Origin of the sequence: Luteimonas sp. MC1572 (assembly GCF_016615815.1) — a bacterium.
Lineage (GTDB): Bacteria > Pseudomonadota > Gammaproteobacteria > Xanthomonadales > Xanthomonadaceae > Luteimonas.
Window position 1 is genome coordinate 1,205,011 of sequence record NZ_CP067112.1, and the last position, 24,848, is coordinate 1,229,858.

General features: G+C 66.2%; 20 protein-coding genes and 2 tRNA genes. All 22 read left to right on the forward strand.

All coding sequences use genetic code 11. The features are described 5' to 3' along the window. Nucleotides 1-48 precede the first annotated feature (48 nt). Nucleotides 49-447 carry a hypothetical protein gene (locus JGR64_RS05485; RefSeq protein WP_199375631.1) on the forward strand — a complete coding sequence of 133 codons (399 nt, stop codon included), beginning with the start codon at nucleotides 49-51 and terminating at the stop codon, nucleotides 445-447. A gap of 72 nt (nucleotides 448-519) precedes the next feature. Continuing rightward, a complete protein-coding gene (locus JGR64_RS05490; protein WP_199375632.1) occupies nucleotides 520-1,944 on the forward strand; it encodes a redoxin family protein in 1,425 nt (474 codons plus the stop codon). Next, entirely contained in the window at nucleotides 1,941-3,824 is a 1,884-nt protein-coding gene (gene uvrC / locus JGR64_RS05495; protein ID WP_199375634.1) for an excinuclease ABC subunit UvrC, read from the forward strand. The genes JGR64_RS05490 and uvrC overlap by 4 nt, the downstream gene beginning before the upstream one ends. Further along, nucleotides 3,821-4,468, forward strand: coding sequence for a CDP-diacylglycerol--glycerol-3-phosphate 3-phosphatidyltransferase (gene pgsA / locus JGR64_RS05500; RefSeq protein WP_199375636.1), 648 nt, complete (start codon nucleotides 3,821-3,823; stop codon nucleotides 4,466-4,468). The genes uvrC and pgsA overlap by 4 nt, the downstream gene beginning before the upstream one ends. Next, nucleotides 4,459-4,534: transfer RNA gene (locus JGR64_RS05505), tRNA-Gly, on the forward strand. The genes pgsA and JGR64_RS05505 overlap by 10 nt, the downstream gene beginning before the upstream one ends. Nucleotides 4,535-4,611: 77 nt before the next feature. Continuing rightward, nucleotides 4,612-4,685 (forward strand) — tRNA-Cys (locus JGR64_RS05510). A gap of 542 nt (nucleotides 4,686-5,227) precedes the next feature. Next, entirely contained in the window at nucleotides 5,228-6,019 is a 792-nt protein-coding gene (locus tag JGR64_RS05515; protein ID WP_199375638.1) for a CpsB/CapC family capsule biosynthesis tyrosine phosphatase, read from the forward strand. A 33-nt stretch (nucleotides 6,020-6,052) separates the two neighbouring features. Further along, nucleotides 6,053-6,757 (forward strand): polysaccharide biosynthesis/export family protein, encoded by a 705-nt coding sequence (locus JGR64_RS05520; RefSeq protein ID WP_199375640.1) that lies wholly within the window; start codon nucleotides 6,053-6,055, stop codon nucleotides 6,755-6,757. Between the two features lie 30 nt (nucleotides 6,758-6,787). After that, nucleotides 6,788-9,091, forward strand: coding sequence for a polysaccharide biosynthesis tyrosine autokinase (locus JGR64_RS05525; RefSeq protein ID WP_199375647.1), 2,304 nt, complete (start codon nucleotides 6,788-6,790; stop codon nucleotides 9,089-9,091). Between the two features lie 12 nt (nucleotides 9,092-9,103). Then, nucleotides 9,104-10,447 (forward strand): DnaJ domain-containing protein, encoded by a 1,344-nt coding sequence (locus JGR64_RS05530; RefSeq protein ID WP_199375654.1) that lies wholly within the window; start codon nucleotides 9,104-9,106, stop codon nucleotides 10,445-10,447. Then, nucleotides 10,444-11,610, forward strand: coding sequence for a hypothetical protein (locus tag JGR64_RS05535; protein ID WP_199375656.1), 1,167 nt, complete (start codon nucleotides 10,444-10,446; stop codon nucleotides 11,608-11,610). Before JGR64_RS05530 ends, JGR64_RS05535 begins: the two co-directional genes overlap by 4 nt. Nucleotides 11,611-11,725: 115 nt before the next feature. Then, nucleotides 11,726-12,145, forward strand: coding sequence for a hypothetical protein (locus JGR64_RS05540; RefSeq protein WP_199375658.1), 420 nt, complete (start codon nucleotides 11,726-11,728; stop codon nucleotides 12,143-12,145). Between the two features lie 148 nt (nucleotides 12,146-12,293). Further along, nucleotides 12,294-12,722 (forward strand): hypothetical protein, encoded by a 429-nt coding sequence (locus JGR64_RS05545; RefSeq protein WP_199375659.1) that lies wholly within the window; start codon nucleotides 12,294-12,296, stop codon nucleotides 12,720-12,722. A gap of 81 nt (nucleotides 12,723-12,803) precedes the next feature. After that, nucleotides 12,804-14,195, forward strand: coding sequence for an O-antigen ligase family protein (locus JGR64_RS05550; RefSeq protein ID WP_199375662.1), 1,392 nt, complete (start codon nucleotides 12,804-12,806; stop codon nucleotides 14,193-14,195). A gap of 28 nt (nucleotides 14,196-14,223) precedes the next feature. Further along, the gene (tviB, locus tag JGR64_RS05555) at nucleotides 14,224-15,507 is read left to right on the forward strand and encodes a Vi polysaccharide biosynthesis UDP-N-acetylglucosamine C-6 dehydrogenase TviB (RefSeq protein WP_199375663.1); all 1,284 of its coding nucleotides are present in this window, start codon (nucleotides 14,224-14,226) and stop codon (nucleotides 15,505-15,507) included. After that, nucleotides 15,504-17,450, forward strand: coding sequence for an acyltransferase family protein (locus JGR64_RS05560; RefSeq protein ID WP_199375665.1), 1,947 nt, complete (start codon nucleotides 15,504-15,506; stop codon nucleotides 17,448-17,450). Before tviB ends, JGR64_RS05560 begins: the two co-directional genes overlap by 4 nt. A gap of 195 nt (nucleotides 17,451-17,645) precedes the next feature. Beyond that, nucleotides 17,646-18,590, forward strand: coding sequence for a WxcM-like domain-containing protein (locus JGR64_RS05565; RefSeq protein ID WP_199375667.1), 945 nt, complete (start codon nucleotides 17,646-17,648; stop codon nucleotides 18,588-18,590). After that, the gene (locus JGR64_RS05570; RefSeq protein ID WP_199375669.1) at nucleotides 18,587-19,690 is read left to right on the forward strand and encodes a DegT/DnrJ/EryC1/StrS family aminotransferase; all 1,104 of its coding nucleotides are present in this window, start codon (nucleotides 18,587-18,589) and stop codon (nucleotides 19,688-19,690) included. Before JGR64_RS05565 ends, JGR64_RS05570 begins: the two co-directional genes overlap by 4 nt. After that, nucleotides 19,687-21,198 (forward strand): O-antigen translocase, encoded by a 1,512-nt coding sequence (locus JGR64_RS05575; protein ID WP_199375671.1) that lies wholly within the window; start codon nucleotides 19,687-19,689, stop codon nucleotides 21,196-21,198. The genes JGR64_RS05570 and JGR64_RS05575 overlap by 4 nt, the downstream gene beginning before the upstream one ends. After that, nucleotides 21,195-22,439, forward strand: a complete 1,245-nt coding sequence (locus JGR64_RS05580) for a glycosyltransferase (protein ID WP_199375673.1) — start codon at nucleotides 21,195-21,197, stop codon at nucleotides 22,437-22,439. The genes JGR64_RS05575 and JGR64_RS05580 overlap by 4 nt, the downstream gene beginning before the upstream one ends. A 26-nt stretch (nucleotides 22,440-22,465) precedes the next feature. Further along, entirely contained in the window at nucleotides 22,466-23,611 is a 1,146-nt protein-coding gene (locus JGR64_RS05585; protein WP_234447006.1) for a glycosyltransferase, read from the forward strand. After that, complete coding sequence (locus JGR64_RS05590) at nucleotides 23,611-24,801, forward strand: glycosyltransferase (RefSeq protein WP_199375677.1); 1,191 nt, start codon at nucleotides 23,611-23,613, stop codon at nucleotides 24,799-24,801. Before JGR64_RS05585 ends, JGR64_RS05590 begins: the two co-directional genes overlap by 1 nt. Nucleotides 24,802-24,848: the final 47 nt, after the last annotated feature.

Genomic DNA, 24,848 nt, shown 5'->3' on the forward strand with positions numbered 1-24,848 from the left:
ATGAACAGGATTCTGTTGCTGTGCGTTTTGCTTTTCGCTGTTCCCGCGTTGGCATGGGCGAACGAAAACAAGCTGGACGTCGCCTCCGCCAAGCCGTTCGTGGAGCAGCGCGCCAGGATCGAGGCCGATCTTGCACGCGGCGAGATCTACTCGGAGCTTTCCGCCGCCAACGCCACCAGGGTCAAGGCGTCGCTGGATGTCATTTCCAGCCAGCTGGAGACCGCCGGCACCGTGGCGTCGCTGTCCGAAGAGTCACGGCGCGAGGTCGCCAGCGCGCAGCAGCTGGTCAATACGCTGCTGCAGGACGCCGAGGCGGACAGCCGCGTGGTCTGCAAGCGCGAGCTCAAGACCGGGTCGCGCATGCCCACGACCCAGTGCTCGACCGCGGGGCAGCAGCGCCGCCAGCGCGAGAGCCTGCTCAAGCCGGCGCAGCACGCCAACCAGTAACGGGCACGCCGTAGCGGATGCGTCAGGTCGGGCGCGGTGCGCCCGATCCTGGAAGACAGGCATAATCGAGCGATGGATGCAGTCCTCGCCCCGGAATTCCCGCCCAGCCTGGAATGGCTCAACACCACCGCGCCGGTGCGCATGGCGCAGCTGCGCGGTCGTGTCTGCGCGCTGGCGTTCGTCAACGCGGGCTCGGCGTGGTCGATGCAGCGCATGGTCGACCTCGCGCACCTGCGCGGACGCCATGGCGAACGGCTCAACGTCGTGGCCGTGCACGTGCCGCGCTTCGACCATGAACGCGACCCGCGCCGCGTCGCCAAGCGCCTGAACCGCCAGACCTTCGAATTCCCGATCGTCCACGACGCCGACTGGACGCTGTGGCAGCACTACGGCATCGAAGCCTGGCCCACGGTGGTGCTGATCGACGCCGATGGCCGCATCCGCGAACGCTTCACCGGCGACGGCCAGCTGCGCGAGCTGGACTCGGCGGTCGCGGCGCTGAGTGCCGAGGCCAAGCCGCGCTCGCGCAACGTCGAGCCCATCGAGATGCGCCGCGTTGGCGAGCCGGTGCTGCCGCTGCGCTTCCCGGTCGGGATCGCGCTGTCCGGCAACTACCTCTACGTGGCCGACAGCGGCCACCACCGCGTGCTGGAGTGCGACCACTCCGGCCGCGTGCTGCGCCAGTTCGGCTCCGGCGGCCCGGGCTTCATCGACGGCCCGATGGAGCTGTCCGCGCTCAACCGACCGCAGGGCCTGTGCATCGAGCGCGACATGCTCTACGTCGCCGATGCCGGCAACCACGCCGTGCGCCGCATCCAGCTGCGCAGCGGCGATATCGACACCGTGCTCGGCGCGGGCCGCCCGGGCACGCCCACCGAAGGCCCGGTTGTCGATCCGCGCATGGTGGCGCTGGACCAGCCGCGCGCGGTGTCGCTGGCCGCGGGCGCCATGTTCATCGCCACCGCCGGCGACAACCGCGTGTGGCGCTACGACCTCGGCACGCCGGGCATCACGCTGCTGGCCGGTTCGGGCGAGCTGGACGTGGTTGATGGCACGGGCGGCACGGCGGCGTTCGCCGAGCCGGTCGCGCTGGCATCGGTGCAACAGGTCGTCTACGTCTGCGATGCCGCCGGCTCGGCGATCCGTTCGCTCAATGCGCGCAGCGGCCAGGTCACCACCCTGGTGGGCCGCGACGCCTGGAACCACGGCGACGCCGATGGCGCGCGCACCGAAGCCGCGCTGCAGCAGCCGCAGGCGATCGCGCTCGATCCCAAATCGCCGGTGCTGTGGATCGCCGACAGCGGCAACGATTGCCTGCGCTCGCTGCGCCTTGGCGGCGGCGAACTCAGCACCTGGCCGCTGCCGCAGCGCCTGCACGCGCCCTGCGGCCTGGCCGTCGCCGACGGCGTGGTCTGGATTGCCGATACCGATGCGCACGCCGTGCTGCGCCTCGACACCCGGGATGGCGCGCTGCGCCACGTCCCCATCGGCGAATGACCGCGGCCGGCAGCGGCAACGTGTTCGACGGCAAGGCCTTCGTCCGTGGCTTGAGCACCGCACCGGGCGTGTACCGGATGCACGCCGCCGATGACAGCGTGCTGTATGTCGGCAAGGCCGGCGCGCTTCGCAAGCGCGTCGCCAGCTACTTCAGCGCCAGCCCCAAGAGCCCGCGCACCATGGCCATGCTGGCGCAGGTCGCGCGCATGGAGGTCACGGTCACGCGCACCGAGGCCGAGGCGCTGCTGCTCGAAAACCAGCTGATCAAGTCGCTCAAGCCGCGCTACAACGTGCTGCTGCGCGACGACAAGAGCTATCCCTACATCCTGCTCACGCGCGAGGATTCGCCGCGCATCACCATGCACCGCGGCCCGCAGGCCGTGCCCGGCAATTACTACGGCCCGTACCCCAGCGTGATGGCGGTGCGCGAGACGCTCAACCTGCTGCACAAGCTGTTCAAGCTGCGCAGCTGCGAGGACAGCGTGTTCCGCAACCGCACGCGGCCCTGCCTGCAGTACCAGATCGGCCGCTGCAGCGCGCCGTGCGTGGGCTTCGTGGAGCGGGCGGAATACGACGACGCCGTGCGCCGCGTGCGCCTGTTCCTCGAAGGCCGCAGCGACCAGCTGGTCGACGAGCTCGCCGCCGGCATGGAGGCCGCCAGTGCCGCGCTCGCGTTCGAGCGCGCCGCGCGCCTGCGCGACACGCTGGCCAGCCTGCGCAGCATGCAGGCGCGGCAGTATGTCGACGGCCGCGCCGCGGATCTCGACGTGCTGGCCATCGCCATGGAAGGCACGCACGCCTGCGTGCTGCTGCTCGCGTTCCGCGACGGCCGCAACTTCGGCACCCGCGCGTTCTTCCCGAAAACCAACGGCGTCGAGGAGCCGGCCGAAGTGCTGGCGGCGTTCGTGTCGCAGTACTACACCGGCCAGGTGCCGCCGCAGGAGATCGTGCTCGACCGCGTCATCGAGGACATCGACCTGCTGCAGGACGCGTTTTCGCTGCAGGCCGGGCGCAAGGTGGTCATCAAGCCCAGCGTGCGCGGCGAGCGCGCCGGGTACCTGGACATGGCGCGGCGCAACGCCGAGCAACAGCTGGCCACCATGCTCGGCAGCCAGGCGGCGCAGGCCGCACGCGCGGAATCGCTGCGTGAACTGCTGGGCCTGGCGGCGCCGGCCAGGCGCATCGAATGCTTCGACATCAGCCACACCATGGGCGAGGCCACGGTGGCTTCGTGCGTGGTGTTCGATGGCGAGGGTCCGGTGCGCGGCCAGTACCGGCGTTACAACATCGCCGGCATCGAGCCGGGCGACGACTACGCCGCCATGCACCAGGCGCTGTCGCGGCGTTTCCGCCGCGCGGCCGACAGCGCGGCGGGCGAGGGCGACGGCCCGGTGCTGCCCGACGTGCTGCTGATCGACGGCGGCGCGGGGCAGGTGGCGCAGGCGAACGCGGTGCTCGGCGAACTCGGCATCCAGGGCGTCACCGTGGTCGGCGTGGCCAAGGGCGAAGCGCGCAAGGCCGGGCATGAAACGCTGCTGCTCCCGGACGGCCGCGAGCTGCAGCCGGGCGCCGCATCCCCCGGCCTGCAGCTGGTGCAGCAGGTGCGCGACGAGGCGCACCGCTTCGCCATCACCGGCCATCGCGGCCGACGGCAGAAGGCGCGCAGCACCAGTCGGCTCGAAGACATCCCCGGCATCGGCCCGCGCCGGCGCGCCAGCCTGCTCAAGCATTTCGGCGGGCTGGGTGGCCTGCGCGCGGCCGGCATCGAAGAAATCGCGCGCGTCGAAGGCGTCAACCAGGCGCTCGCGGAACGGATTTACGCCACACTGCACGGCCTGGACGCCCCCGCGTCGGGCGCCAAGGCCACGCGAGACCAATGAAGCTCACCATTCCTACCTGGCTCACCCTGCTGCGCATCATCCTCATTCCGGTGATGGTGCTGATGTTCTACCTGCCCTGGCAGTGGAGCAATTTCCTGACCGCCGCGATCTTCGGTTTCGCCGCCATCACCGACTGGCTGGATGGCTGGATCGCGCGCCGCTACAACCAGTACTCGGCGTTCGGCGCCTTCCTCGACCCCGTAGCCGACAAGCTGATGGTCGCCACCGCGCTGTTCCTGATCGTGCAGGGCCATCCCACGCCGTGGATGGCGTTCTGGGCGGCGGTGATCGTGGGCCGCGAGATCGCGGTGTCGGCGCTGCGCGAGTGGATGGCGGAGCTGGGGCAGAGCGCCACGGTCAAGGTGGCCACCATCGGCAAGATCAAGACTGTGGTGCAGATGGTGGCGCTGCTCGCGCTGCTGTACGCGGTGACGCCCGACAAGAATCCGCCGCGGCCGTCGGCGTGGCTCGGCGAGCCGATTTTCCACATCGGCGACTGGCTGCTGGCGGTGGCCGCGCTGCTCACGCTGTGGTCCGGATTCGAGTACCTGCGCGCGGCCTGGCCGATACTTCGCGCAAGTGAGGGCGCACCTGTTGACAACGTATCCGCGACACGTAAAATGCCTGGCTCAACGCGGGAATAGCTCAGTTGGTAGAGCGCAACCTTGCCAAGGTTGAGGTCGCGAGTTCGAGTCTCGTTTCCCGCTCCAGTTTTGAGACAAGACCCCGGCAACGGGGTCTTGTTGTGTCAGGCGCAGCAATGCGCCGCGTTGAACAGTTTTACGTGGGCCTCATGGCAGAGTGGTCATGCAGCGGACTGCAAATCCGCGTACGCCGGTTCGATTCCGACTGAGGCCTCCAAAGAACGAAAAGGGTCAGGTGCATTTGCCGACGGGCGAATGGACCTGGCTCTTTTTTTTGTTCAATGCGGGTGCCGGGTGCCGGGTGCCGGGTGCCGGGTGCCAAGGGCCTTGAGGACTCATGTCCCCCGGATCCGCCTGGCGGCGGATGCCTCCTCCTTGACTTCGCCCTCAAGGCCCTTGGCACCCGGTGCGCCGCATTGCGCGGTGGCTCAAAGGCACACCCCGCGATCCTGGGCATTGCGCTCCGGCTTGGCCTTTGCTCTTCGCCTTCGCTCTCCGGTACCCACAGCCGCCACCCAGCCCCGAAGTGGCCGTGAGGCCTTCGCGGGGAAGTCAAGGAGGAGGCATCCGCCGCCAGGCGGATCCGGGGGACATGAGCCGCGAAGGCCTCACGGCCACCACAGGGCACTCGGGGCGGCCACCACAGGGCACTCGGGGCTTCATGCCACACGGGCGGCGCCCCAGTGTGAGGAGGGGTAAAGGTTGGGGTGGTAAAGTGCCCGGCTGCGCCCCCTGCGCGCTGCCACACGGATCCGCGGCATGTTCGACCTCCATTGCCACCTGCTCCCCGCGATCGATGACGGGGCGGTTGACCTTGCCATGTCGCTGGAGATGGCGCGCATCGCGGTGGCCGATGGCATCACGGTGACGGCGTGTACGCCGCATATCTACCCCGGCATGTACGAGAACAAGGGCCCGGACATCCGCGCCGCGATCGTGGCGCTGCAGGCCGAGCTGGACCGCGAGGGCATCGCCCTGAAGCTGGTGGAAGGCGCCGACGTGCACCTCGACCAGGGCCTCGCCGCGGGCATCCGCGACGGCCGCATTCCAACGCTCGCCGGCTCGCGCTACCTGCTGTTCGAGCCGCCGCACCACGTGGCGCCGCCGCGGCTGGAAGACACCATGTTCGAACTCATGGCCGCGGGTTATGTGCCCGTGGTCACACATCCCGAGCGGCTCACCTGGGTGGAGCAGCACTACGACACCTTCGTGCGCCTCGCCGGGCGCGGGGTGTTCATGCAGGTCACCGCCGGCGCGCTGACCGGCCGCTTCGGTCGTCGCGCGCAGTACTGGGGCGAGCGGTTCGTGGGCGAAGGCCACTGCCACATCCTCGCCACGGATGCCCACCATCCCTCCCGCCGCCCGCCGCTGCTGGCCGAAGGCCGCGAAGCCGCGGCCCGACTGGTGGGCGCCGAAGAAGCCGGGCACATGGTTGTCACCCGCCCAGCCGCCATGATCCTGAATTCCGCAGCAGATACACTGCCGCCCCTTCCCGCACCACCTGCCAGGGCGCGCAAGCCGTTCTGGTCGCGCCTGCTCCGTTCCGCATGACGGCGACGGCGCTTCTGTCACGAGGCTATATATATGCGTAAGTCCTGGATCGTCCTGTTCGCGGTGTTGCTGGCCTTGGTGCTGGGCGCCTGCGCCTCGCCCAACCGCAGCGCACACCGCGCCAACATGGGCGTGGTGCTGCCGCCGCCGGATACCACCACCGCGTCCGGCGCCTACGAAGGCGCCACCGATTACCGGGTTGGCGCCCAGGACCTGCTGGACATCAGCGTGTTCGGCGTGGATGAACTGAAGCACCAGGCGCGCGTCAATTCCAACGGGCTGATCAACGTGCCGCTGGTCGGCAGCGTGATGGCCGGCGGCAAGACCGTGCCGGAGCTCGAGTCCGAGCTCGCCGCCAAGTACGCCCAAGGCTACCTGCAGAACCCCCAGGTCAGCATCTTCGTCAAGGAGTACACCAGCCAGCGCGTCACCCTGGAAGGCGCGGTCAAGAAGCCGGGCATCTATCCGCTGACCGGCAAGACCACGCTCCTGCAGGCAGTGGCGATGGCCGAGGGGCTGGACGAGTTCGCGGACCTCGAAGGCGTGGTGCTGTTCCGCCAGGTCGAGGGCAAGCGCATGGCCGCCGCGTTTGATCTGGCCGCGGTGCGCCGCGGCGACATGCCGGATGCGCAGGTGTACGGCGACGACATCATCGTGATCGAACGTTCCGGCAGCAAGTCGGCGTTCCGCGAATTCCTGCGCACGGTGCCTGCGCTGGGCCTGTTCTTCGCGCTCTGAGCGCCACAACGGTTACGGACAACAACACGCATGCAAGACGACAAGCTGCCGGGCCATCCGGCGGACGATTCCAGGAGCAACCTTCCGGTGCGCCGCGAAGGCGCGCAGCTGCCCGCCACCACTGACGGGCGCACGCTGGCGCTGGACCTCTTCGACGACAAGCGCGGCGACGACGACGAGATCGACCTGCTCGCCTACTGGCGCATCCTGGTCAAGCGCCGCTGGCTGGTGCTCGGCGTGCTGGGCGCGGTGGTCGCGCTGGCGCTGATCGCCACGCTGATGATGCCGCCGGTGTACCGCGCCTCGGCCACGCTGCAGATCGACCGCGAGTCGGTGCAGGTCATGAACATCGAGGGCGTGGGCAACGCCGAAGGCTCCGCGCCGGACTTCCTGCAGACCCAGTACGAACTGCTCAAGAGCCGCAGCCTGGCCGAGCGCGTCGCCAACGAGTTGCAGATCGATGCCGCAACCGTCGACCACCTCGGTTCCACCACCTGGTGGAAGCGTGCCACCGGTGCGCTGCGCCCGGAATCGAAGGCCGATGCCGCCGCCGATGCCGACACGCTGCCCGAGCCCATCGACGAAAGCGGCGAGCCCGATGCCATGGCCAACCTCGGCCAGGCGGTCGGCATCGTCCGTGGCGGCCTGACGGTCGAACCGGTGCGCAACTCGCGCCTGGTGCGCGTGCACTACGACTCCACGCTGCCCGCGTTCTCCGCGCGCGTGGTCAACGCGGTGGCCGACGGCTTCATCGCGTCGGCGATCGAGCGCAAGTTCGACGCGTCGTCATACGCCAGCAAGTACCTGGAAGAGCAGCTCGCGCTCGCCAAGGGCCGGTTGGAAGAATCCGAGCGCGCGCTGGTGGCGTTCGCCACCAAGGAGAACATCGTCGCCAGCGGCGAGGGCAGCCAGTCGCTGGAAAGCCAGAACCTCGGCGCGCTCAACGCGGCCTTGGCCAGTGCCCAGGACGACCGCATCCGCGCCCAGGCGGCATGGAGCCAGGTCAGCGGCGGCGGCGCGCTGCCGGCCGCGGCCATCGGCAACTCGATCCTCAACACCCTGCAGCAGCAGCGCGCCACGCTCAACGCGCAGTACCAGCAGCAGCTGCAGACCTACAAGCCCGAATACCCGAGCATGCAGGCGCTGAAGGGCCAGATCGACGAAGTCGACCGTCAGATCGGGCAGGAGCGCGCGTCCGTGCGTGGCTCCATCAAGGCCGAGTACGACGCCGCCCAGGCGCGCGAGACCATGCTGGTCGCGCAGCTCAACAGCCTGCGCACCAAGACCCTGGACGTCGACAGCCGCTCCATCGACTACAACATCCTGCGCCGCGAGGTGGACACCAACCGCCAGCTCTATGACGGCCTGCTGCAGCGCTACAAGGAGATCGGCGTCGCCGGCGGCGCGGGCGTGGGCGCCAACAACATCTCCATCGTCGACCGCGCCATCGTGCCGACCGGCCGCTTCAAGCCCAGCCTGTCGAAGAATCTCGCCATCGGGCTTCTGCTCGGCCTGATGCTGGGCGTGCTGCTGGCGTTCGTGCTCGAGTTCCTCGACGACACGCTGAAGAGCCCGGAAGACGTCGAGCAACACCTGCGCCTCGCCGTGCTCGGCATCATCCCCAACCTGCGCAAGCAGAGCGTGGCCGCCGCCATGGGCGACCCGCGCTCGGCGTTCTCCGAAGCCTACCGCTCGGTGCGCACCGCGCTGCAGTTCTCCACCGACCGCGGCGTGCCCAAGGTGCTGCTGGTCACCAGCCCCAGCGCGTCGGAAGGCAAGTCCACCACCGCGCACACGCTGGCGCGCAACTTCACCCAGCTCGGCAAGCGCGTGCTGCTGATCGAAGCCGACCTGCGCAACCCGTCGCTGCACAAGGTACTCGGCGTGCGTTCGGAAACCGGGCTGTCCAGCCTGCTCGCCGGCGCCGCCAGCGCCAGCGAAGTGGTGATGGATACCGACGACGAGCGCCTGAAGGTGATCCTCGCCGGCCCGCTGCCGCCGAATCCGGCAGAGCTGCTGTCCGGCAGCCGCCTGCTGTCGATGCTGACCGTCGCCGCGGAAACCTACGACCAGGTGATCATCGACGGCCCGCCGGTGCTCGGCATCGCCGACGCACCGATTCTGTCGAACGTCGTCTCCGGCACGCTGCTGGTGGTGCAGGCCGGCGAGACGCGCATCAAGACCGCGCAGGCCGCGCTCAAGCGCCTGGCCGCGGCGCGAGCACGCGTCATCGGCGGCCTGCTCACGCATTACGACGCCAAGGTCGCCGGTTACGGCTACGACTACGCCTCGTACTACTCCTACGGCACCACGCCGAAGCTCGCTGGCAAGTAACGGGGCGCGGGGATGACCACGGGGAGCGACGACGCGCTGGATGTGGCGCTCGGCCTGCTGCGTGCCCCCGCGCTTCGCGGCACGCTGCGCGCGCGGCCGCTCCCGGACGGCATGGGCGAACTGCTGGCCATCGCCTCCGGCTCGCCCGAGCGCGCACGCGCCGCCGCCGACCGCACCGGGCATGCGCAGGGCGAGCTGCTCGAAGCCACGCGCTTCTACGTGCAGCAGGTGCTGCTGGCCGAGGATGCCGACGCCTATCGCGTGCTCGGCGTGCAGCGCGATGCGGCGCACGCCGAGATCCGCGACCACCACCGCCACCTGCTGCGCTGGCTGCATCCCGACCGCAGCGAAGGCGCGCACTGGGAATCGGCGTTCGCCACCCGCGTCAACCAGGCCTGGAACCAGCTCCGCCTGCAGTCCGCGCGCAGCGACTACGACGCCAGCCTCGGTGCACCGGATGGCCCCGGCGCAACAGCTGCGGCGGTGCGTCCACGGCGGGACGCTGCGATGGTCGCGCGCCCGCGCAACCAGATCGCCGGCCCGCTCACCGTGCTGCTGTTGACGCTGCTGTGTGTCGTGCTGGCCTGGTTTGCGGTGCACCGCGAAGACAACTTCGAAGACCCGTTCGGCACCGCACCGGCCGCGCCACGTCGCGCCGCGCCGGACATCGCAACGCAGATGATCACGTCGCTCCCGCACCGGCTCGATGAGGTCGAAGTGATCGCGGCGGAGCAGCGGCCCGCGGCGGCGCCCGCGACCAGTGCGGCGACCGCATCCGCGGCGACATCCATGGCGGTGCCCGCGCACATGTCATCGTCCGCGCCGGCTGCGCCCGCAGCAGCCACGGCGATGGCCGCCACCACGTACGCGCCGACGCCCGAGGCTTCAAGCAGGCATCCGGCCACACGCGAACGCCAGGCCGCCTCGATCGACGCCAGCCGCGAGAAGCCGACACCCACGGAAGCACGCGCGCTCGCGGCGATGGATGTGACTCAAGCGGCGTCGCAGGAAGATCCGCTGCGCCTGTTCTCCGAAGCCGAAGACGCGGTGCGCGGTATCCGCATCTACCTGGCCGGGCAGGGTGATGCGCATCCCGCGTGGCTCGACATGAACACCGGCCTCGAGGGTGCCGGCATCCGCGCGCAGCTGCGCGCGCGCCATGCCGGCGACGCACGGCTGCGGATGGCCGTCGACGCGCCTGGCTGGACCCTCGATACCCACGTCGCCACCATGCTCGGCGCCTACCGCGTCAGCGATCGCCGCGGCACCGTCGAAACCGGCCTGCTGCGCGTCGAGCTCGCGCGCCACGATGATGTCTGGCGCGTGGCGCGTCTGCACCTGGAGCCCGCGCGATGAGCGTCGCGCGCTGGCTGCTGTTCGCCGCATTGCTCGCGGCGCTCGCGTTCACCGGCGTGCGCCTGGTCGCGAGCCGCGGCGACACGGCGGCGATCACGGCCGACCTCGCCGAAGCCCGGGCGCAACTGCGCGCCGGTGACAACCAGTCCGCCGCCGCCATCGCCCGCGGCGTGCTCGCGCGCGAACCCGCGCAGGGCCGCGCCTTCGGCATCCTTGCCGCCGCGCTGGCGGGCGAGGGCAGTGCGGACGACGTGCGCCAGCGCTACCAGACCGCCGTGCGCCGCGCGCCACGCGACCTGCACATGCGCGGCTGGCTCGCCACCCGCGCGCTCGAGGTGGGCGAATACGCCACCGCCATCGATCACCTGGACGCCATGCTCAGCGTCGCCAGCAGCAGCCACAGCGAGTTGCTGCCCATGCTGGCGCAGCTGTCGCAGGATCCCGCCTTTGCCGAAGCGCTCGCCGCGCATCTCGCGCTTCACCCGCGCTGGCGCCCGGCCATCCTTCGCGCGGCGGCCAGTTCCGGCCTGCCGGATGCCGCCGACAACCTGCACGGCGCCCTGCGCGCACAAGGCCGCCTGGCGCCGGACGAGGTGGCGCGCTGGATCGACGGCATGCTCAAGGACGGGCGCTGGGGCAGTGCCTATGCGCGCTGGGTGAGTGGCCTTGACGTGGTGCCGGAACGCCTGCCGGTGCCGTGGAACGGCGACTTCGCACGCATGCCCACGTCCAGCGGCTTCGACTGGCGCCTGCGCCGCACCAACGGCGTGGTCTTCGACCGCATGGCGTTGCCCGGCGGCGCGCACGCCGCGCGCTTCGCATTCCTCGGCCGGCCGGTGGCCAGTGTCGGGCTGGAACATCCGCTGCTGCTGGCCCCGGGGCGTCACCTGCTGACCCTTCGCGCGCGCACCCGCGGCCTGCACTCGGACCAGGGCCTCGAATGGACCCTTACCTGCGGCGACGGCCGCACCCGCATCGCGCAGGGTGCGCGCGTGCGCGAAGCGCACGACTGGACCGCGTTTGAACTGGCGCTCGAAGTGCCGGCCAACGACAGCTGCGAAGGCCAGTGGCTGCGCCTGGTCAACCCGGCCCCGCGCGGCGTGGCCCAGGTGCTGCGCGGCGAACTGCATGTGACCGACGTCACCATCAGGCGCGCGGACTGACGCCATCCCGCAGGCTCGGGCCGCCAACGGCAAGGCGCCGCGCGGCTGGACCGGCTGGCACGATTCCTGCATGATGTTGCGCTGTTGCAAGCACCAACCCACGGACGGACTACACATGTCACGCATCACCCTTCATATCGCCAGCCTCGTTTTAGCCAGCGGGCTTGCCGCCAGCGCCCATGCGCAGGACGCAGCACCCGCGATCGCGCTGAACGTCGACAACGGCTCCGTGCTGGTCAGCACCGGCGGTGAGTTCGCCCAGGCCACCAGCGGCCAGGCCATCGCGCCGGGCCATCGCGTGCTGGTGCCGGAAGGCGGCAGCGCGTCGCTCAAGTACGGCAACGGCTGCGCCAAGTCGCTGGCCACCGCCGGCGTCTATACCGTCACTGCCGATTGCGACCTCGCCAGCACCTCGCGCAGTGTCAGCACCGGCACGGTGCTCGGCATCGTCGGCGGCGTGGCGGTGATCGCCGCCGTCGCCGGCGGCGGTGGCAGCGACGACGACAACAACAACAAGCCGCCCATCAGCCGCTGAGCTGTCACGCAGCCGTCATTGCGCTGAACCATCCTGTTGAAAATGCAGGGAATTCAGCGGCATTCGCGGTTGCGCGCCCAGGCTTGATTGCACTACCCTGTGTTGCGGCGCGTCATGCCGCTCCCCTCGCAATATCTGGAAGGATTCCATGAAGACCTCGTTGCTGCTCACCATCGCACTCGCCACCGCTTTCTCCGCGCCTGTCCTGGCGCAGGGTGCCGGTGCCACGCTCCGCATCGACAGCGGCAGCGCCATGGTGAGCACGGGCGGTGAGTTCGCCACGGCGGCGTCCGGTACCCAGGTGCGCAGCGGCGCGCGCATCATGCTTGCCGAAGGCAGCAGCGCCACCCTCGTGTATCCCAACGGCTGCACCCAGCCGATGCGCAGCGCTGGCGTGTACGGCGTGCCGGCGACCTGCGTTGCGGCCGGTGGCGCGGGCGGCTCCAACGCCGCTGCCACTGCCGGCGTGGACCTGGGCGGCGCCGCCATCATCTCCGGCGTAGCCGTGCTGGGCGCGGCCGGCCTGGCCAGCATGGATGACGTCGACTACGTCGCACCGCCGCCGGTCAGCCGCTGAACAAAGCCCCTGAGGGGGCTGGCAGACATCCGACGGGACGGGCTTGCCCCGTCCCGTTTTTATTGGGGAATCGATCAACGCATGGACGGCGCATCAGCCACCGCAGGTTTACGCGGGCGTGACACGGCGGCATTGGCTGCCGTCGTCGCGCTGCTGGTGTTGTCGCTGGTCGCCGGCGGCAGTTCGCAGGAATCCGGCGGCGGTGTATTCGCCGCGCGCCTGCTGGCGCTGCCGCTGATCGCCTGGGGTGGATACCTGTTGCTGCAAAACCGCGCTGACAGCGCGGTACACCGCGTAGGCCTCGTGCCGTGGGCGTGGCTCGCCTTCATCGCCGCGGTCGTGGCCATCCCGCTGCTGCAGCTGTGGCTGCCCGGCGCCATGGCGGGCGGCGAGGGCAGGGCGGCACTGGGACAGGACCTGCAGCGCTTCGGCGCGGATGCCCCCACACACTGGTCACTGGCGCCCGCCGCCACGCGCGATGCCGGCTTCGCCCTGCTGCCCGCAGTCGCCGTGTTCGCACTCACGCTCGCGCTGCCCACGCAGGCACAGCGCAGGTTGGCGGTGGTCGTGGTGCTGATGGCCGTGGCCAGCCTGCTGCTCGGCATCGCCCAGCTCGGCGCGCCGCAGGAAAGCGCGCTCAACCCATACCCGCAGTGGCAGCCGGCCATGAACGGCTTCTTTGCCAACCCCAACCACCAGGCCACGCTGCTGGTGGTCGCCGCCACGCTGGCCTGTGCGCGGCTGGCCACGGCCGTGGGCCGCTGGCCCACCGGGCGTCCACACCGTGCGGCGACCATGGCGGTCTCGGCGCTGGTGATGCTGCTGGCGGCCGTGGCCCTGCCGCTCACCGGGTCGCGCGCCGGCGTGGTGCTTTTCATCCTCGCCTGCGGCGTGGTGGTGGCGGCGCACTGGCCGGCGTGGCGTGGCAGCCGCCGCGGCCGCGTCATGTTGGCCGCAAGCCTGACGCTGGCTGGCGTCGGCCTGCTCGCGGCACTGCGCTGGATGCAGGTGGACACCGTGGACGAGCTGCGCGCCCCGCTGCGCGCCGTCACCGGGGACATCGCCGCGCGCTTCGCGCCCGCGGGCACAGGCCTGGGCAGCTACGTGCCGGTGTTCGAGCAGGAAGCCCCGCGCGAGATGCTCATGGGCAACTACATCAACCACGCCCACAACGAGTACGCGCAGTGGTGGCTGGAGGCCGGCGTGCCGGCGCTCATCGCCATGGTGCTGGGCGCCGCGGCGCTGGGGCTGACCGTGCGCGGCCTGTGGCGGCTGCCGGCGGACGCGCGCGGCCTGGGCGTGACCGCGCTGGTGGCGCTGGCCGCCATCCTGGCGCACTCCATCGTCGACTACCCGCTGCGCACGCCGGCCATGCTGGCGGTGGCCGCCGCGCTGGCCGGGATTGCCGCGGCACAGGCCATGCGCGCAAGCCATGGCCGCGACCCGCATCGATTGCCCGTCAAGACGGGATAATCGCCATCAACTTGTCAGGGGTTACCGCATGAACCAGTTTCCAGCGCCTGGCGCCACGCGCATCGCCGTGGTGGGCCTGGGCTACGTGGGCCTGCCGCTCGCCGTCGAGTTCGGCAAGCAGTACGCCACCGTGGGCTTCGACATCAACGCCGCGCGCGTGGCCGAACTGCGTGCCGGCAAGGACAGCACGCTCGAGGTGGAGCCGGAGCTCCTGGCCAGCGCCACGCAGCTCGGCTTCACCAGCGACCTTGAAGGCATCCGCGACTGCAACGTGTACGTGGTCACCGTGCCGACGCCCATCGACAGCGCCCGCCGCCCGGATCTCACCCCGCTGCGCAGGGCGAGCGAGTCGCTGGGCAAGGTGCTGCAGCCCGGCGACACCGTGGTGTACGAGTCCACCGTGTATCCCGGCTGCACCGAAGAAGTGTGCGTGCCGATCCTGGAGCAGGTGAGCGGCCTGAAGTTCAACGTCGACTTTTTCTGCGGCTACTCGCCGGAGCGCATCAATCCCGGCGACAAGCAGCACCGCGTCACCACCATCATGAAGGTGACCTCCGGCTCCACGCCGGCCGCCGCGGACTTCGTGGACGCGCTGTACGCCAGCATCATCACCGCCGGCACCCACAAGGCCAGCAGCATCAAGGTGGCCGAAGCCGCCAAGGTCATCGAGAACACCCAGCGCGACCTCAACATCGCGCTCGTCAACGACCTGGCCATCCTGTTCAACAAGCTGGGCATCGACACGCTGGAAGTGCTGGAAGCCGCCGGCACCAAGTGGAACTTCCTGCCGTTCCGCCCGGGCCTGGTGGGTGGGCACTGCATCAGCGTGGATCCGTACTACCTGACGCACAAGGCGCAGGAAGTGGGGCACCACCCGGACGTGATCCTGGCCGGCCGCCGCACCAACGACGGCATGGGCGCGTACGTGGCGGGCGAAGTGATCCGGCTGATGGTGCGCAACGGCATCAACCCGGTGCGCGCGCGCATCCTGATCCTGGGACTGGCGTTCAAGGAGAACTGCCCGGATCTGCGGAATACGCGGGTGGTGGACATCATTGGCGCGCTGCAGGGGTACAACGCGCGCGTGGATGTGTGCGACCCGTGGGTGGATGCGGGCGAGGCGAAGCATGAGTACGGGCTGTCGCTGTGCGCGCCGGGCGAGGGTGAGTACGACGCCATCGTGGTGGCGGTCGGGCACGAGGAGTTCCGGAGGCTGGGTGCGGCGGGGATCCGCGCGCATGGCAAGCCCGGGGCGGTGCTGTATGACGTGAAGTATGTGCTGCCGCGGGAAGCGGTCGACGGGCGTTTGTGACCAACGCCGAGATGAAGTACCGGCCCGATATCGACGGGCTGCGCGCGGTCGCCGTCATGGCGGTTGTGTTGCATCACCTGTCATCGCGCTTCGTGCCTGGCGGGTACGTCGGCGTCGATGTGTTCTTCGTCATCTCCGGATACCTGATCACCAAGATCATCAGTCGTGAGATGGTAGACGGCACGTTTACGTTCGCCCGCTTCTACGAACGCAGGATCAGGCGCATCTTTCCGGCTTTGTTCGCAGTGCTTGTCGCGGTATTGATTGCGGGCTACTTCATCTTGTTGCCATCGGATTACCTTGCCACATTCCGCGGAGCATTGGGCACGGTGCTGTTCTCAGCCAACATCGTGTTCTGGCGCGACCTGATGGAAGGGTACTTCGCAGCTGATGCCAAGCTCAATCCGCTCCTGCATATGTGGTCATTGGGAGTGGAGGAGCAGTTCTACCTAATCTTTCCGTTGCTCTTACTCCTGTGCTTCAAGTATCTGAAAGGACGGGTGCTGCCCGTATTGCTGCTGGCGTCAGTCGCTTCGTTGCTGGCGGCGCAGTTCCTACTCTCGGACAAATCTGTCGCCGTGTTCTTTCTGCTGCCGTTCCGCGCATGGGAACTCATGGCCGGCGCGATACTTGCAGTCGTTGCAGTGCCGCAACTGCGGGCGCGTTGGTTAATGGAGGCTTTGACCTTTGCTGGACTGATGGCAATCCTGGTTCCGGTGTTCGCTTACGACGCCGACACCGCGTTTCCAGCCATGGCGGCAGTGCCGCCGGTACTTGGTGCTGCCATCCTTATTTACGTGGGAGCGTGTGGATCCACCTGGGTGGGCCGCCTGCTGCAATTACGCCCCGTAGTCTATCTTGGGCTCATTTCCTATTCGCTGTATCTCTGGCATTGGCCCCTGATCGTGTTCACCCGTTTCGGGACGAGTCTGGAGCCTTTGACGCCCTGGATCCCCGCTCTGCTGGTCGCGTCGTTGCTGGTGGCCAGTGCTTCGTATCATTTTATCGAACAGCCGTTCCGTCGAATGGGAAGGGGCTCCAGCCGGCGGCTTGTGATAGGAGTTGGAGCCGCGGCGACGGTAGTGATTGCTGCGGTCTCGCTGACAGGTGTGGTCAATCGGGGAGCCGAAAGCAGGTTCTCCCCTTCAGTGGTGGCGATAGATCGTGTGCGGACAGCGCCCATCCCCTTCAAAGCGTGTGGCTCAAGGATTGGAGGCCATCCGGTTGACCTGTGCGTTATAGGAAAAACGTCAAAACAGCCTGATCTCCTGCTTTGGGGAGATAGCCACATGCTCGCTTGGTTGCCTGCGTTTGATGAGGCTCTGCGCCGCTCAGGTCGCGCTGCGCTGGTGGCGGCGAATTCAACATGTCCGCCTCTCCTGGAGGTGGCGAACGCAGTTAATCCAGCGTGCATTGGTCAGAACCTGGAGGTTCTTGCTGCACTTAAGGCGCAGACGGAGGTCAGAACCGTCGTGATGGCAGGATTCTGGTCAGAGTACTTCTCTGAAAGCGTACCTCGACTTTCGCTCAATGGCGAAGGCAGGAACGAGGAGGTCGCGCCACTAGCGCTGAGCAACACGTTGATGACAATGAAGTCGCTCGGCAAGCAAGTGCTGGTGCTCGGGCCCGTGCCGACTTATGCAAAGAACATGGCCATTGCCTTAGCGCAGAATCACATGATGGGTCGCGACTCAATGAAAGAGCTGTCTCTTCGGCAGGTCCAGGCAGCCAATGGAAATTTCTATCGCACTGTTGAAAGCGAAATTTCACCACACGTCAAATTTGTCGATGTGGCTGCCTGGTTCTGTCGGCCGGATTGTGTCATTTACCGGGACGGCATATCGGTATATAGAGATTCCAATCACCTAAGTGAAGGGGGGCCATGTTGTTTATTCCCCAGCTTACAAGCGTCCTTGGCTCCGCGTTCGAACATGGTGATGTAGCACCTTCGGCATCGAATAACTGGATAAAGGCTGCTGAATGAAACTGTTGGCGACAAGAACGGCGTTCTTTATTGGTTCGAGCGATGCGCATTCTTCGGAATTGATGAGGATGGTGAGGTATCGACCGAAGGTGTCGATAGGAGTAGGTGTGGCGGGTTTCGTCGAGTGGGATCGGGCTTATCACGGAGCGCAGGCGTGAGCAGTGCGAACAACGCTTACGTGCATCCACTCGCGGATGTGCTGACGACGCGGATCGGGTTTGGCACAAAGTTATGGCAATACGTTGTTGCACTGCCTGGCGCAGCCATCGGTGCCGACTGCAACATCTGCTCGCATTGCTTTATCGAGAACGACGTCGTCATTGGCGATCGCGTGACGATCAAGAACGGCGTGCAACTATGGGACGGCCTTCGGGTTGGCGATGATGTTTTTGTTGGTCCGAACGTGACCTTCACCAACGACAAGCTGCCTCGCAGCAAACAGCATCCCGCCGAGTACCTGACTACCCAGATCGAGGCAGGCGCTTCGATAGGTGGCGGAGCCACCATTCTCCCGGGGCTCAAGATCGGCAGGTCGGCGATGGTGGGCTCCGGGGCGGTGGTCACGCGATCCGTGCCGCCCAATGCAATCGTAGTGGGCAATCCAGCGAGGATCATCGGATACGTGGATGCTCGCGGCGCCGAGCGGGGTGCCAGGACCTCAGAGCAAGCCAACAGCGTCACTGATGCCGACGATTGGAACGTAAAACTTCATCAGCTGCCACGAGTGATAGATATCCGTGGCAGCCTGACAGTAGGTGAGTTCGAACGGTCGATACCCTTCGCCGCCAAGCGCTACTTCATGGTGTTTGACGTGCCGAGCGTCGAAACACGTGGCGAGCATGCCCACCTGGAATGCCATCAGTTCCTGGTCTGCGTCCGCGGAAGCGTCAGTGTCGTTGCTGATGACGGTCATAAGCGTCGGGAATTCACGCTCGACCGTCCTGACCTGGGGCTGCACCTCCCGCCTATGGTCTGGGGGATCCAGTACAAGTACTCGTCCGACGCGCTGTTGCTTGTGTTTGCATCGCACTACTACGATTCGAACGATTACATCCGGGATTACGACGAATTCATGGCCTTGGCAGGAGCGGCGAAATGATCCCGTTCCTGGACCTGAAGGCGCCGCACGTCGAGTTGCGCGAAGAAATCGCTGAGGCTATTGAGCGCGTCGTTTCATCGGGCTGGTACATCATGGGCCCAGAGCTGGACGCATTCGAGGCCGAATACGCCGCTTATTGCGAGGCTGCGCATTGCGTCGGCCTGGCTAACGGCTTGGATGCTCTACATCTGGCACTGCTGGCCATGGACGTGGGTCCCGGCGATGAAGTCATCGTGCCGTCCAATACCTACATCGCCACATGGTTAGCTGTCAGCCAGTGCGGGGCGACACCGGTGCCGGTCGAACCGCTGGAAGCGACCTATAACCTGGATCCGGCCCTGATCGAAGCTGCCATCACTCCGCGAACCAAGGTGATCCTGCCGGTACACCTGTACGGCCAGCCCGCCGACATGGACTCTGTTCTGGCCATTGCCCGCAAGCACGGCTTGCGTGTTCTGGAAGACGGCGCGCAGGCTCATGGCGCGCGCTACAAGGGAAGACGCATCGGTGCCCATGGCGACGTGGTGGCATGGAGCTTTTATCCCGGCAAGAATCTCGGTGCGCTGGGTGACGGCGGCGCGATCACCACTGCTGATCCAGACATTGCCGACCGCATCCGCGTCTTGCGCAACTACGGCTCACGGGTGAAATACGTTAACGAGGTGCAGGGCTACAACAGTCGCCTCGATCCGATTCACGCTGCGGTACTGCGCGTGAAGCTCAAACACCTAGATGCATGGAACGCACGCCGCTCCGCGTTGGCACGGCAGTACCTGGATGGCCTGAAGGACAGTCGCCTGATCCTGCCGCAGGTGCCGAAGTGGGCCGAACCTGCATGGCACTTGTTCGTCGTGCGCCACCCGCAGCGCGATGCTTTGCAACAACGCTTGGCCGACACCGGCGTCGGCAGCTTGATCCATTACCCGATTCCGCCGCACAAGCAGGACGCATATGCCGCGACGAACTTTGCAGATGAAGCATTCCCGCTCGCGACGCGCATGGCGGATGAAGTGCTGAGCTTGCCGATCGGTCCGCACCAGACGACTGAGCAGGCGGAGGCAGTGATCGCTGCCATTCGCGGGGCAGTAGAACCAGCGTGACCGAGGGCAGTTCTTACCGTCAGATCCTGCGCTCGTCGTCGATCATCGGTGGGGCGTCGGTGATCAATATCCTGATTGGCCTGTTGCGCACGAAAGTAGCTGCGGTGGTGCTCGGTCCAGCCGGCATAGGTCTCATCGGGTTTCTAAGCAACCTGATGGCCACGGCGGCAACGGTCGCTGCCATGGGATCCGGTGTCGTGGGAACACGGCAAATCGCGGCGGCAAACGCGACTACCGATGCAGTAACGCTTGCAACTTCACGCCGCGCATTGTTCTGGGGAACATTGGCATTGGCTGTGCTGGGCTCTTCCCTGTTCTGGCTGATGAGGGATGAGCTGGCGACGCAGGTCCTGGATGACGCATCGCTAACGGGAGCTGTCGGATGGCTCGCGCTGGGCGTTGGCTTCTCGGTAGCCGCAGGCTCTCAGTCTGCTTTACTCAATGGCATGCGCCGCATCGGCGACCTGGCGCGGACAAGCGTGCTGTCGGCCCTGCTGGCAACAATTGTTGGCGTGCCTGTCCTGTTGCACTGGCGGGAACAGGGGCTCCTTGCTTACTTGCTGCTCACGCCCATCTCGACCTTTTTGGTCGGTTATTGGTACACCTCACGCTTGCCTGGGATTGGTCGCGCGCCGCTCGTATGGAGTGACTTGCGCCGGGAATGGAGTTTCCTGGCTCGATTGGGCATGCCCGTCATGCTTGCGGGGTTGGTTGTGCTCGCAGGGCAATTGCTTGTCCGCACTATGGTCCAGCATGAGTTAGGCGTAGACGCACTCGGTTATTTCGAGGCGGCTTGGGTCATCTCGATGACCTATGCCGGTTTTGTCCTGCGCGCGATGGGTACCGACTTTTACCCCAGGCTGACGGCAGTGATCCACGACCCTGCAGCCGTCAATCGCCTCGTCAATGAGCAATCCGAAGCAGCCCTGATGCTGGCCGGCCCCGTGTTGCTGGGAGTGCTGGCGTTGGCGCCGTGGGTTGTCCAACTGCTCTATTCAAACGAATTCGCGGAAGCGGCGGGCGTTTTGCGTTGGCAGATAATGGGCGATATTCTCAAAGTGGCCTGCTTCCCATTGGGATACATCATTCTTGCCGCGGGAGAGGGGCGAACTTTCCTGTTCAGTGACACACTGTCGATGGGTGTGTTCGTCCTGACCGTGTGGATCGGAGTACCAACCTTTGGCTTGCCGGCGACGGGCATCGCCTTCCTGTTGATGTACATGGTGAACCTGCCGATCGTCTTCTGGCTCGCACACAAGAGATCGGGTTTTCGATGGGAAGCGATTGTCTGGAAGCTGTTGCTGGGGTTGCTGGCGTCGGCCATGTTTATCTCGACAGTGGCCGCAGAGTATCCCGTGACCGGCGCCATCTTCGGAATATTGCTCTCTGGCGTGTTCGCGGCAATTGCGTTGTTTCGATTCAGCCACAAGGCAACCACTTCTGAATCTACCGGCATTTGGGGATTGATCCACCGAATCGTCGGGCACTTCCCGCGGAGCGGCAAGTGAAGCAAACGAATCCTGGAAACGATATTGCGGCCAAGGCAAAGACCCTCTTTATCCTGGTCTATGGAAGCTTGCGCACTGGCGGCATTGAAACCCTCATAGTGCGCATGGCCAATTATTTGGCCAAGAATGGGTTTGGGGTGATGGTGTGCTGCGGAGACGGTGGCCTATTGCACGCCCTGCCGAGCTCGGCGCATGTGGTCACCTACAACGACACCGGCGATCTGCGCCGGAAGTTGCGCGCTGAAGGTGGGTCGATTCTTAGCGAAGCGATGGACGTGATTATCATCAGCTTCGATCCCATTTCAGCCCCTCGGGCGCTCCAGGTCGAACTCCAGTGCGCATCGCGCGGACGGATCACCCATCTGTCCGGCGTGTTCCATCCGCGTGCCTACTTCATGACCGGCGAGAGGCAGGATCGGATCGTCCTAAATCATTGGGTCGCACGGGCGGTCGGCTATCCCCATCTGTTCTTCATGAATGAAGAATGCAGGAGCTCGCATGCCAAGCGCTGGAATGTTGATCTAGGCCGATCCCCGATCGCTACGTTGCCCATTGATGCCGCCGAAAATGCCTGGGCCGCCAACGCAGGTTCGCAACTGCGCATCGTGTCGGTGGGAAGGCTGGTGGACTTCAAGGCTTACAATCTTGGCGCCCCCTGGATAGTCGCAACCTTGCGCGAACGTGGGGTGCATGTGTCGTGGGACATCTATGGAGATGGCCCTCTCCAAGGAAAAATGGAGAAAGAGATCGCAGAATGCAATGTCCGAGATCTGGTGCGACTGAAGGGCGAGCTTCCTTACTGTGATTTCCAGAGGACTGTCGCGTCGTACGACATCTTTGTAGGCATGGGGACCGCGGCGCTTGAAGCTGCAATGCTGGGCGTCCCCACGATCTGTGCAACGGACAGCCAACGCGAACGTTGCTACGGCTTCCTGCATGAGCTGCCGTATGGAAACGTGGGCGAGCTGCAGTCCAATCTGCCTGCCGTAGAGATGCCCACTTTGATTGCGGATTTCGCCCACGCAGACCTGTCGGTTCGCACCAAAGAATCCGAGATGTGCCGTGCGGCAGCCATCAGGTATGAGATGGGTGGGTTCATCGACCAGCTTGCTGTCATTCACAAGGCGCAGACGGCCAAGCCTCGCCGGGTCCTGAAGCGGCTCGTTGCTTGGCTTTATTGCCTGGCGACGGAAAGCGCCGCGGTCGGTCTGCTGAGGCGCACCGTGCGGGGGGGCTCATGAGTGGCACCGAAGTAATCCACGCAGCGATGAGCAACCGCCAGCCTCATGTGGCTTTGCTATTGCCCGACCTTCGTGCTGGCGGTGCGGAACGCGTCAACATTAATCTGGCCAATGAGTTCGTGGCCCGGGGCTACTCGGTAGACCTGCTGCTGATGCGCGTCGCCGGGGGTTTGAGGCCGCTGCTGGACCCGAGGATCCGGGTGATCGACCTGGGCGTGAAGCGCATGCGCGGCGTTCTCTGGCCGCTGAACCGTTACTTGCAAGAGACACGCCCGCAGTCCCTGCTTGCCTGTATGTGGCCGCTGACCGTCCTCGCCATCGCTGCACGCGCAGCCTCAAACAGCAAGACACGTCTCGTAGTGGCTGAACATACGACCTGGTCGGCTGCGGAGCGCAGTCGCGACAGGCTCCACAGTCTCAACCTCAAGACCACCATGCGGCTATCGTTTCCCCGCGCAGATGGCGTGGTGACCGTATCGCAGGGTGCGGCTGACGACTTGGCGGGCATCGCCGGATTGGCGCGTGATCGCGTCGTGGCGATCTATAATCCGATTGTCGGTGGGGCGAAGGCCGCCGTTACCGAAGAAACACCCGAATTGCTCGACTGGGCGACCGGACCGCACCGCAAGGTCCTGGCTGTTGGCACGCTGAAGGCCATCAAGGATTACGCCACGCTGCTGCGAGCATTCGCCATCTTGCGCAGAAGCGTGGATGCAAAACTGCTGATCCTCGGGGAGGGTGAAGAGCGCGGCGCGCTGGAACGACTCATCGTCGATCTGGGTATCAGCGCTGACGTCTGCCTGCCCGGATTCGTCACCAGTACCGAAGCCTATTACCGGAAGGCGGACCTGCATGTGCTGTCTTCGGTAGGAGAGGGCCTTCCCACGGTGATCGTTGAAGCCCTGGAGCAGGGCGTCCCAGTGGTGAGCACGGATTGTCCCTCCGGGCCTCGCGAGATTCTCGACAACGGCCGTTACGGGGCCTTGGTACCCGTTGCCGATCCGGATGCCCTGGCTTGGGCGATGCAGGAAGCGCTCACGCGTACACACGACAGGGCCGCTCTGAAAGCCAGGGCTGCCGACTTCAGCGTGGACCAGGCAGCCGATGCCTATCTTGACCTGCTGTTGCCCGACTGGCGCCACGTACCCGGGCTGTCGGAGGCCAAAAGGTAATGGCCAACGGCGTTCTCTATATTGCCTACGACGGCATGCTGGAGCCTTTGGGTCAGTCGCAGGTGCTGGCCTACCTGGAGCGACTGGCCAGCGGGCGACCGATCCACCTGCTCAGCTTTGAGAAGCCCGAAGATTGGGCCGATGCTGACGCCCGTGGTCGCGTGCAGGCGCGCATGGATGTGGCCGGCATCCACTGGCATCCCCGCCGCTACCACAAGCGCCCCTCCGCGGTGGCCACCAGCTGGGATATCGGCATCGGCATTCTCAGTGGTCTGTGGCTGCTGTTGCGCCATCGCTTGCGCATCGTTCATGCCCGCAGCTACGTCGCCGCCGTCATGGCGTTGGCGCTAAAGCGGCTGACTGGCGCCCGCTTCGTGTTCGACATGCGCGGATTCTGGGCGGACGAGCGCGTCGACGGCGGCCTGTGGCTGCGCGAAGGCCGCATGTATCGCGTCGCCAAGTGGTTTGAGCGGCGCTTCCTGCAGCGCGCCGACCACGTGGTTTCGTTGACTTATGCCGGTGTGCGCGAGATGGAGGGCTTTGACTACCTGCATGGCAGGCTGCCCCCGTTCAGCGTGATCCCCACTTGCGCCGACCTGTCGCGCTTTGTGCCCGCTGCAACGCCGCGCGAAGGCTTCGTTCTGGGCTATGTCGGCTCTGCTGGAACCTGGTACCTGTTCGATGCCGCCGTGGCTTGCTTCGCCAAGCTGCTGGAGTTGCGGCCTGACGCGCGCTGGCTGATCGTCAACCGCAACGAGCACGACTACATTCGCGAGCGACTGGTCGCGGGAGGCGTGTCGATGCATGCGATTGAACTGCGCACGGCGGATCACTCCGAAGTGCCGGCACAGATGGCCCGCATGCACGCGGGGGTTTTCTTCATCAAGCCGGTGTTCTCCAAGCAGGCCTCCGCCCCGACCAAGCTGGCCGAGTTCCTCGGTTGTGGAATTCCATGTCTGGGAAATGCGGGCGTCGGCGATATGGCCGGCATCCTGGAAAGCGAGCGAGTGGGTGTTGCACTCGACACCTTCGACAGTGCTTCGTTGCACCAGGGACTGGAAAGTCTGATGGCGCTGACTGCGGAACCCGACATCCAGGCGCGTTGCGTCGCAGCGGCCCACCGAAATTTCTCTCTTGACGAAGGCGTTGCCCAGTACCGGGCCGTGTATTCCAGTCTGGACCGCGCTTGAGCATGCGTCTTCTCATGTTTCCCCGCTATGGTCCGTTGGGGGCTAGC

Bases quoted from the DNA above. Each gene is read 5' to 3' on its own strand.
- JGR64_RS05530 (WP_199375654.1), top strand. From the start codon at position 9,104: ATGACCACGGGGAGCGACGACGCGCTGGATGTGGCGCTCGGCCTGCTG.
- JGR64_RS05525 (WP_199375647.1), top strand. From the start codon at position 6,788: ATGCAAGACGACAAGCTGCCGGGCCATCCGGCGGACGATTCCAGGAGC.
- JGR64_RS05590 (WP_199375677.1), top strand. From the start codon at position 23,611: ATGGCCAACGGCGTTCTCTATATTGCCTACGACGGCATGCTGGAGCCT.
- uvrC (WP_199375634.1), top strand. From the start codon at position 1,941: ATGACCGCGGCCGGCAGCGGCAACGTGTTCGACGGCAAGGCCTTCGTC.
- JGR64_RS05570 (WP_199375669.1), top strand. From the start codon at position 18,587: ATGATCCCGTTCCTGGACCTGAAGGCGCCGCACGTCGAGTTGCGCGAA.
- JGR64_RS05490 (WP_199375632.1), top strand. From the start codon at position 520: ATGGATGCAGTCCTCGCCCCGGAATTCCCGCCCAGCCTGGAATGGCTC.
- JGR64_RS05545 (WP_199375659.1), top strand. From the start codon at position 12,294: ATGAAGACCTCGTTGCTGCTCACCATCGCACTCGCCACCGCTTTCTCC.
- tviB (WP_199375663.1), top strand. From the start codon at position 14,224: ATGAACCAGTTTCCAGCGCCTGGCGCCACGCGCATCGCCGTGGTGGGC.
- pgsA (WP_199375636.1), top strand. From the start codon at position 3,821: ATGAAGCTCACCATTCCTACCTGGCTCACCCTGCTGCGCATCATCCTC.
- JGR64_RS05585 (WP_234447006.1), top strand. From the start codon at position 22,466: ATGAGCAACCGCCAGCCTCATGTGGCTTTGCTATTGCCCGACCTTCGT.
- JGR64_RS05535 (WP_199375656.1), top strand. From the start codon at position 10,444: ATGAGCGTCGCGCGCTGGCTGCTGTTCGCCGCATTGCTCGCGGCGCTC.
- JGR64_RS05540 (WP_199375658.1), top strand. From the start codon at position 11,726: ATGTCACGCATCACCCTTCATATCGCCAGCCTCGTTTTAGCCAGCGGG.
- JGR64_RS05550 (WP_199375662.1), top strand. From the start codon at position 12,804: ATGGACGGCGCATCAGCCACCGCAGGTTTACGCGGGCGTGACACGGCG.
- JGR64_RS05520 (WP_199375640.1), top strand. From the start codon at position 6,053: ATGCGTAAGTCCTGGATCGTCCTGTTCGCGGTGTTGCTGGCCTTGGTG.
- JGR64_RS05515 (WP_199375638.1), top strand. From the start codon at position 5,228: ATGTTCGACCTCCATTGCCACCTGCTCCCCGCGATCGATGACGGGGCG.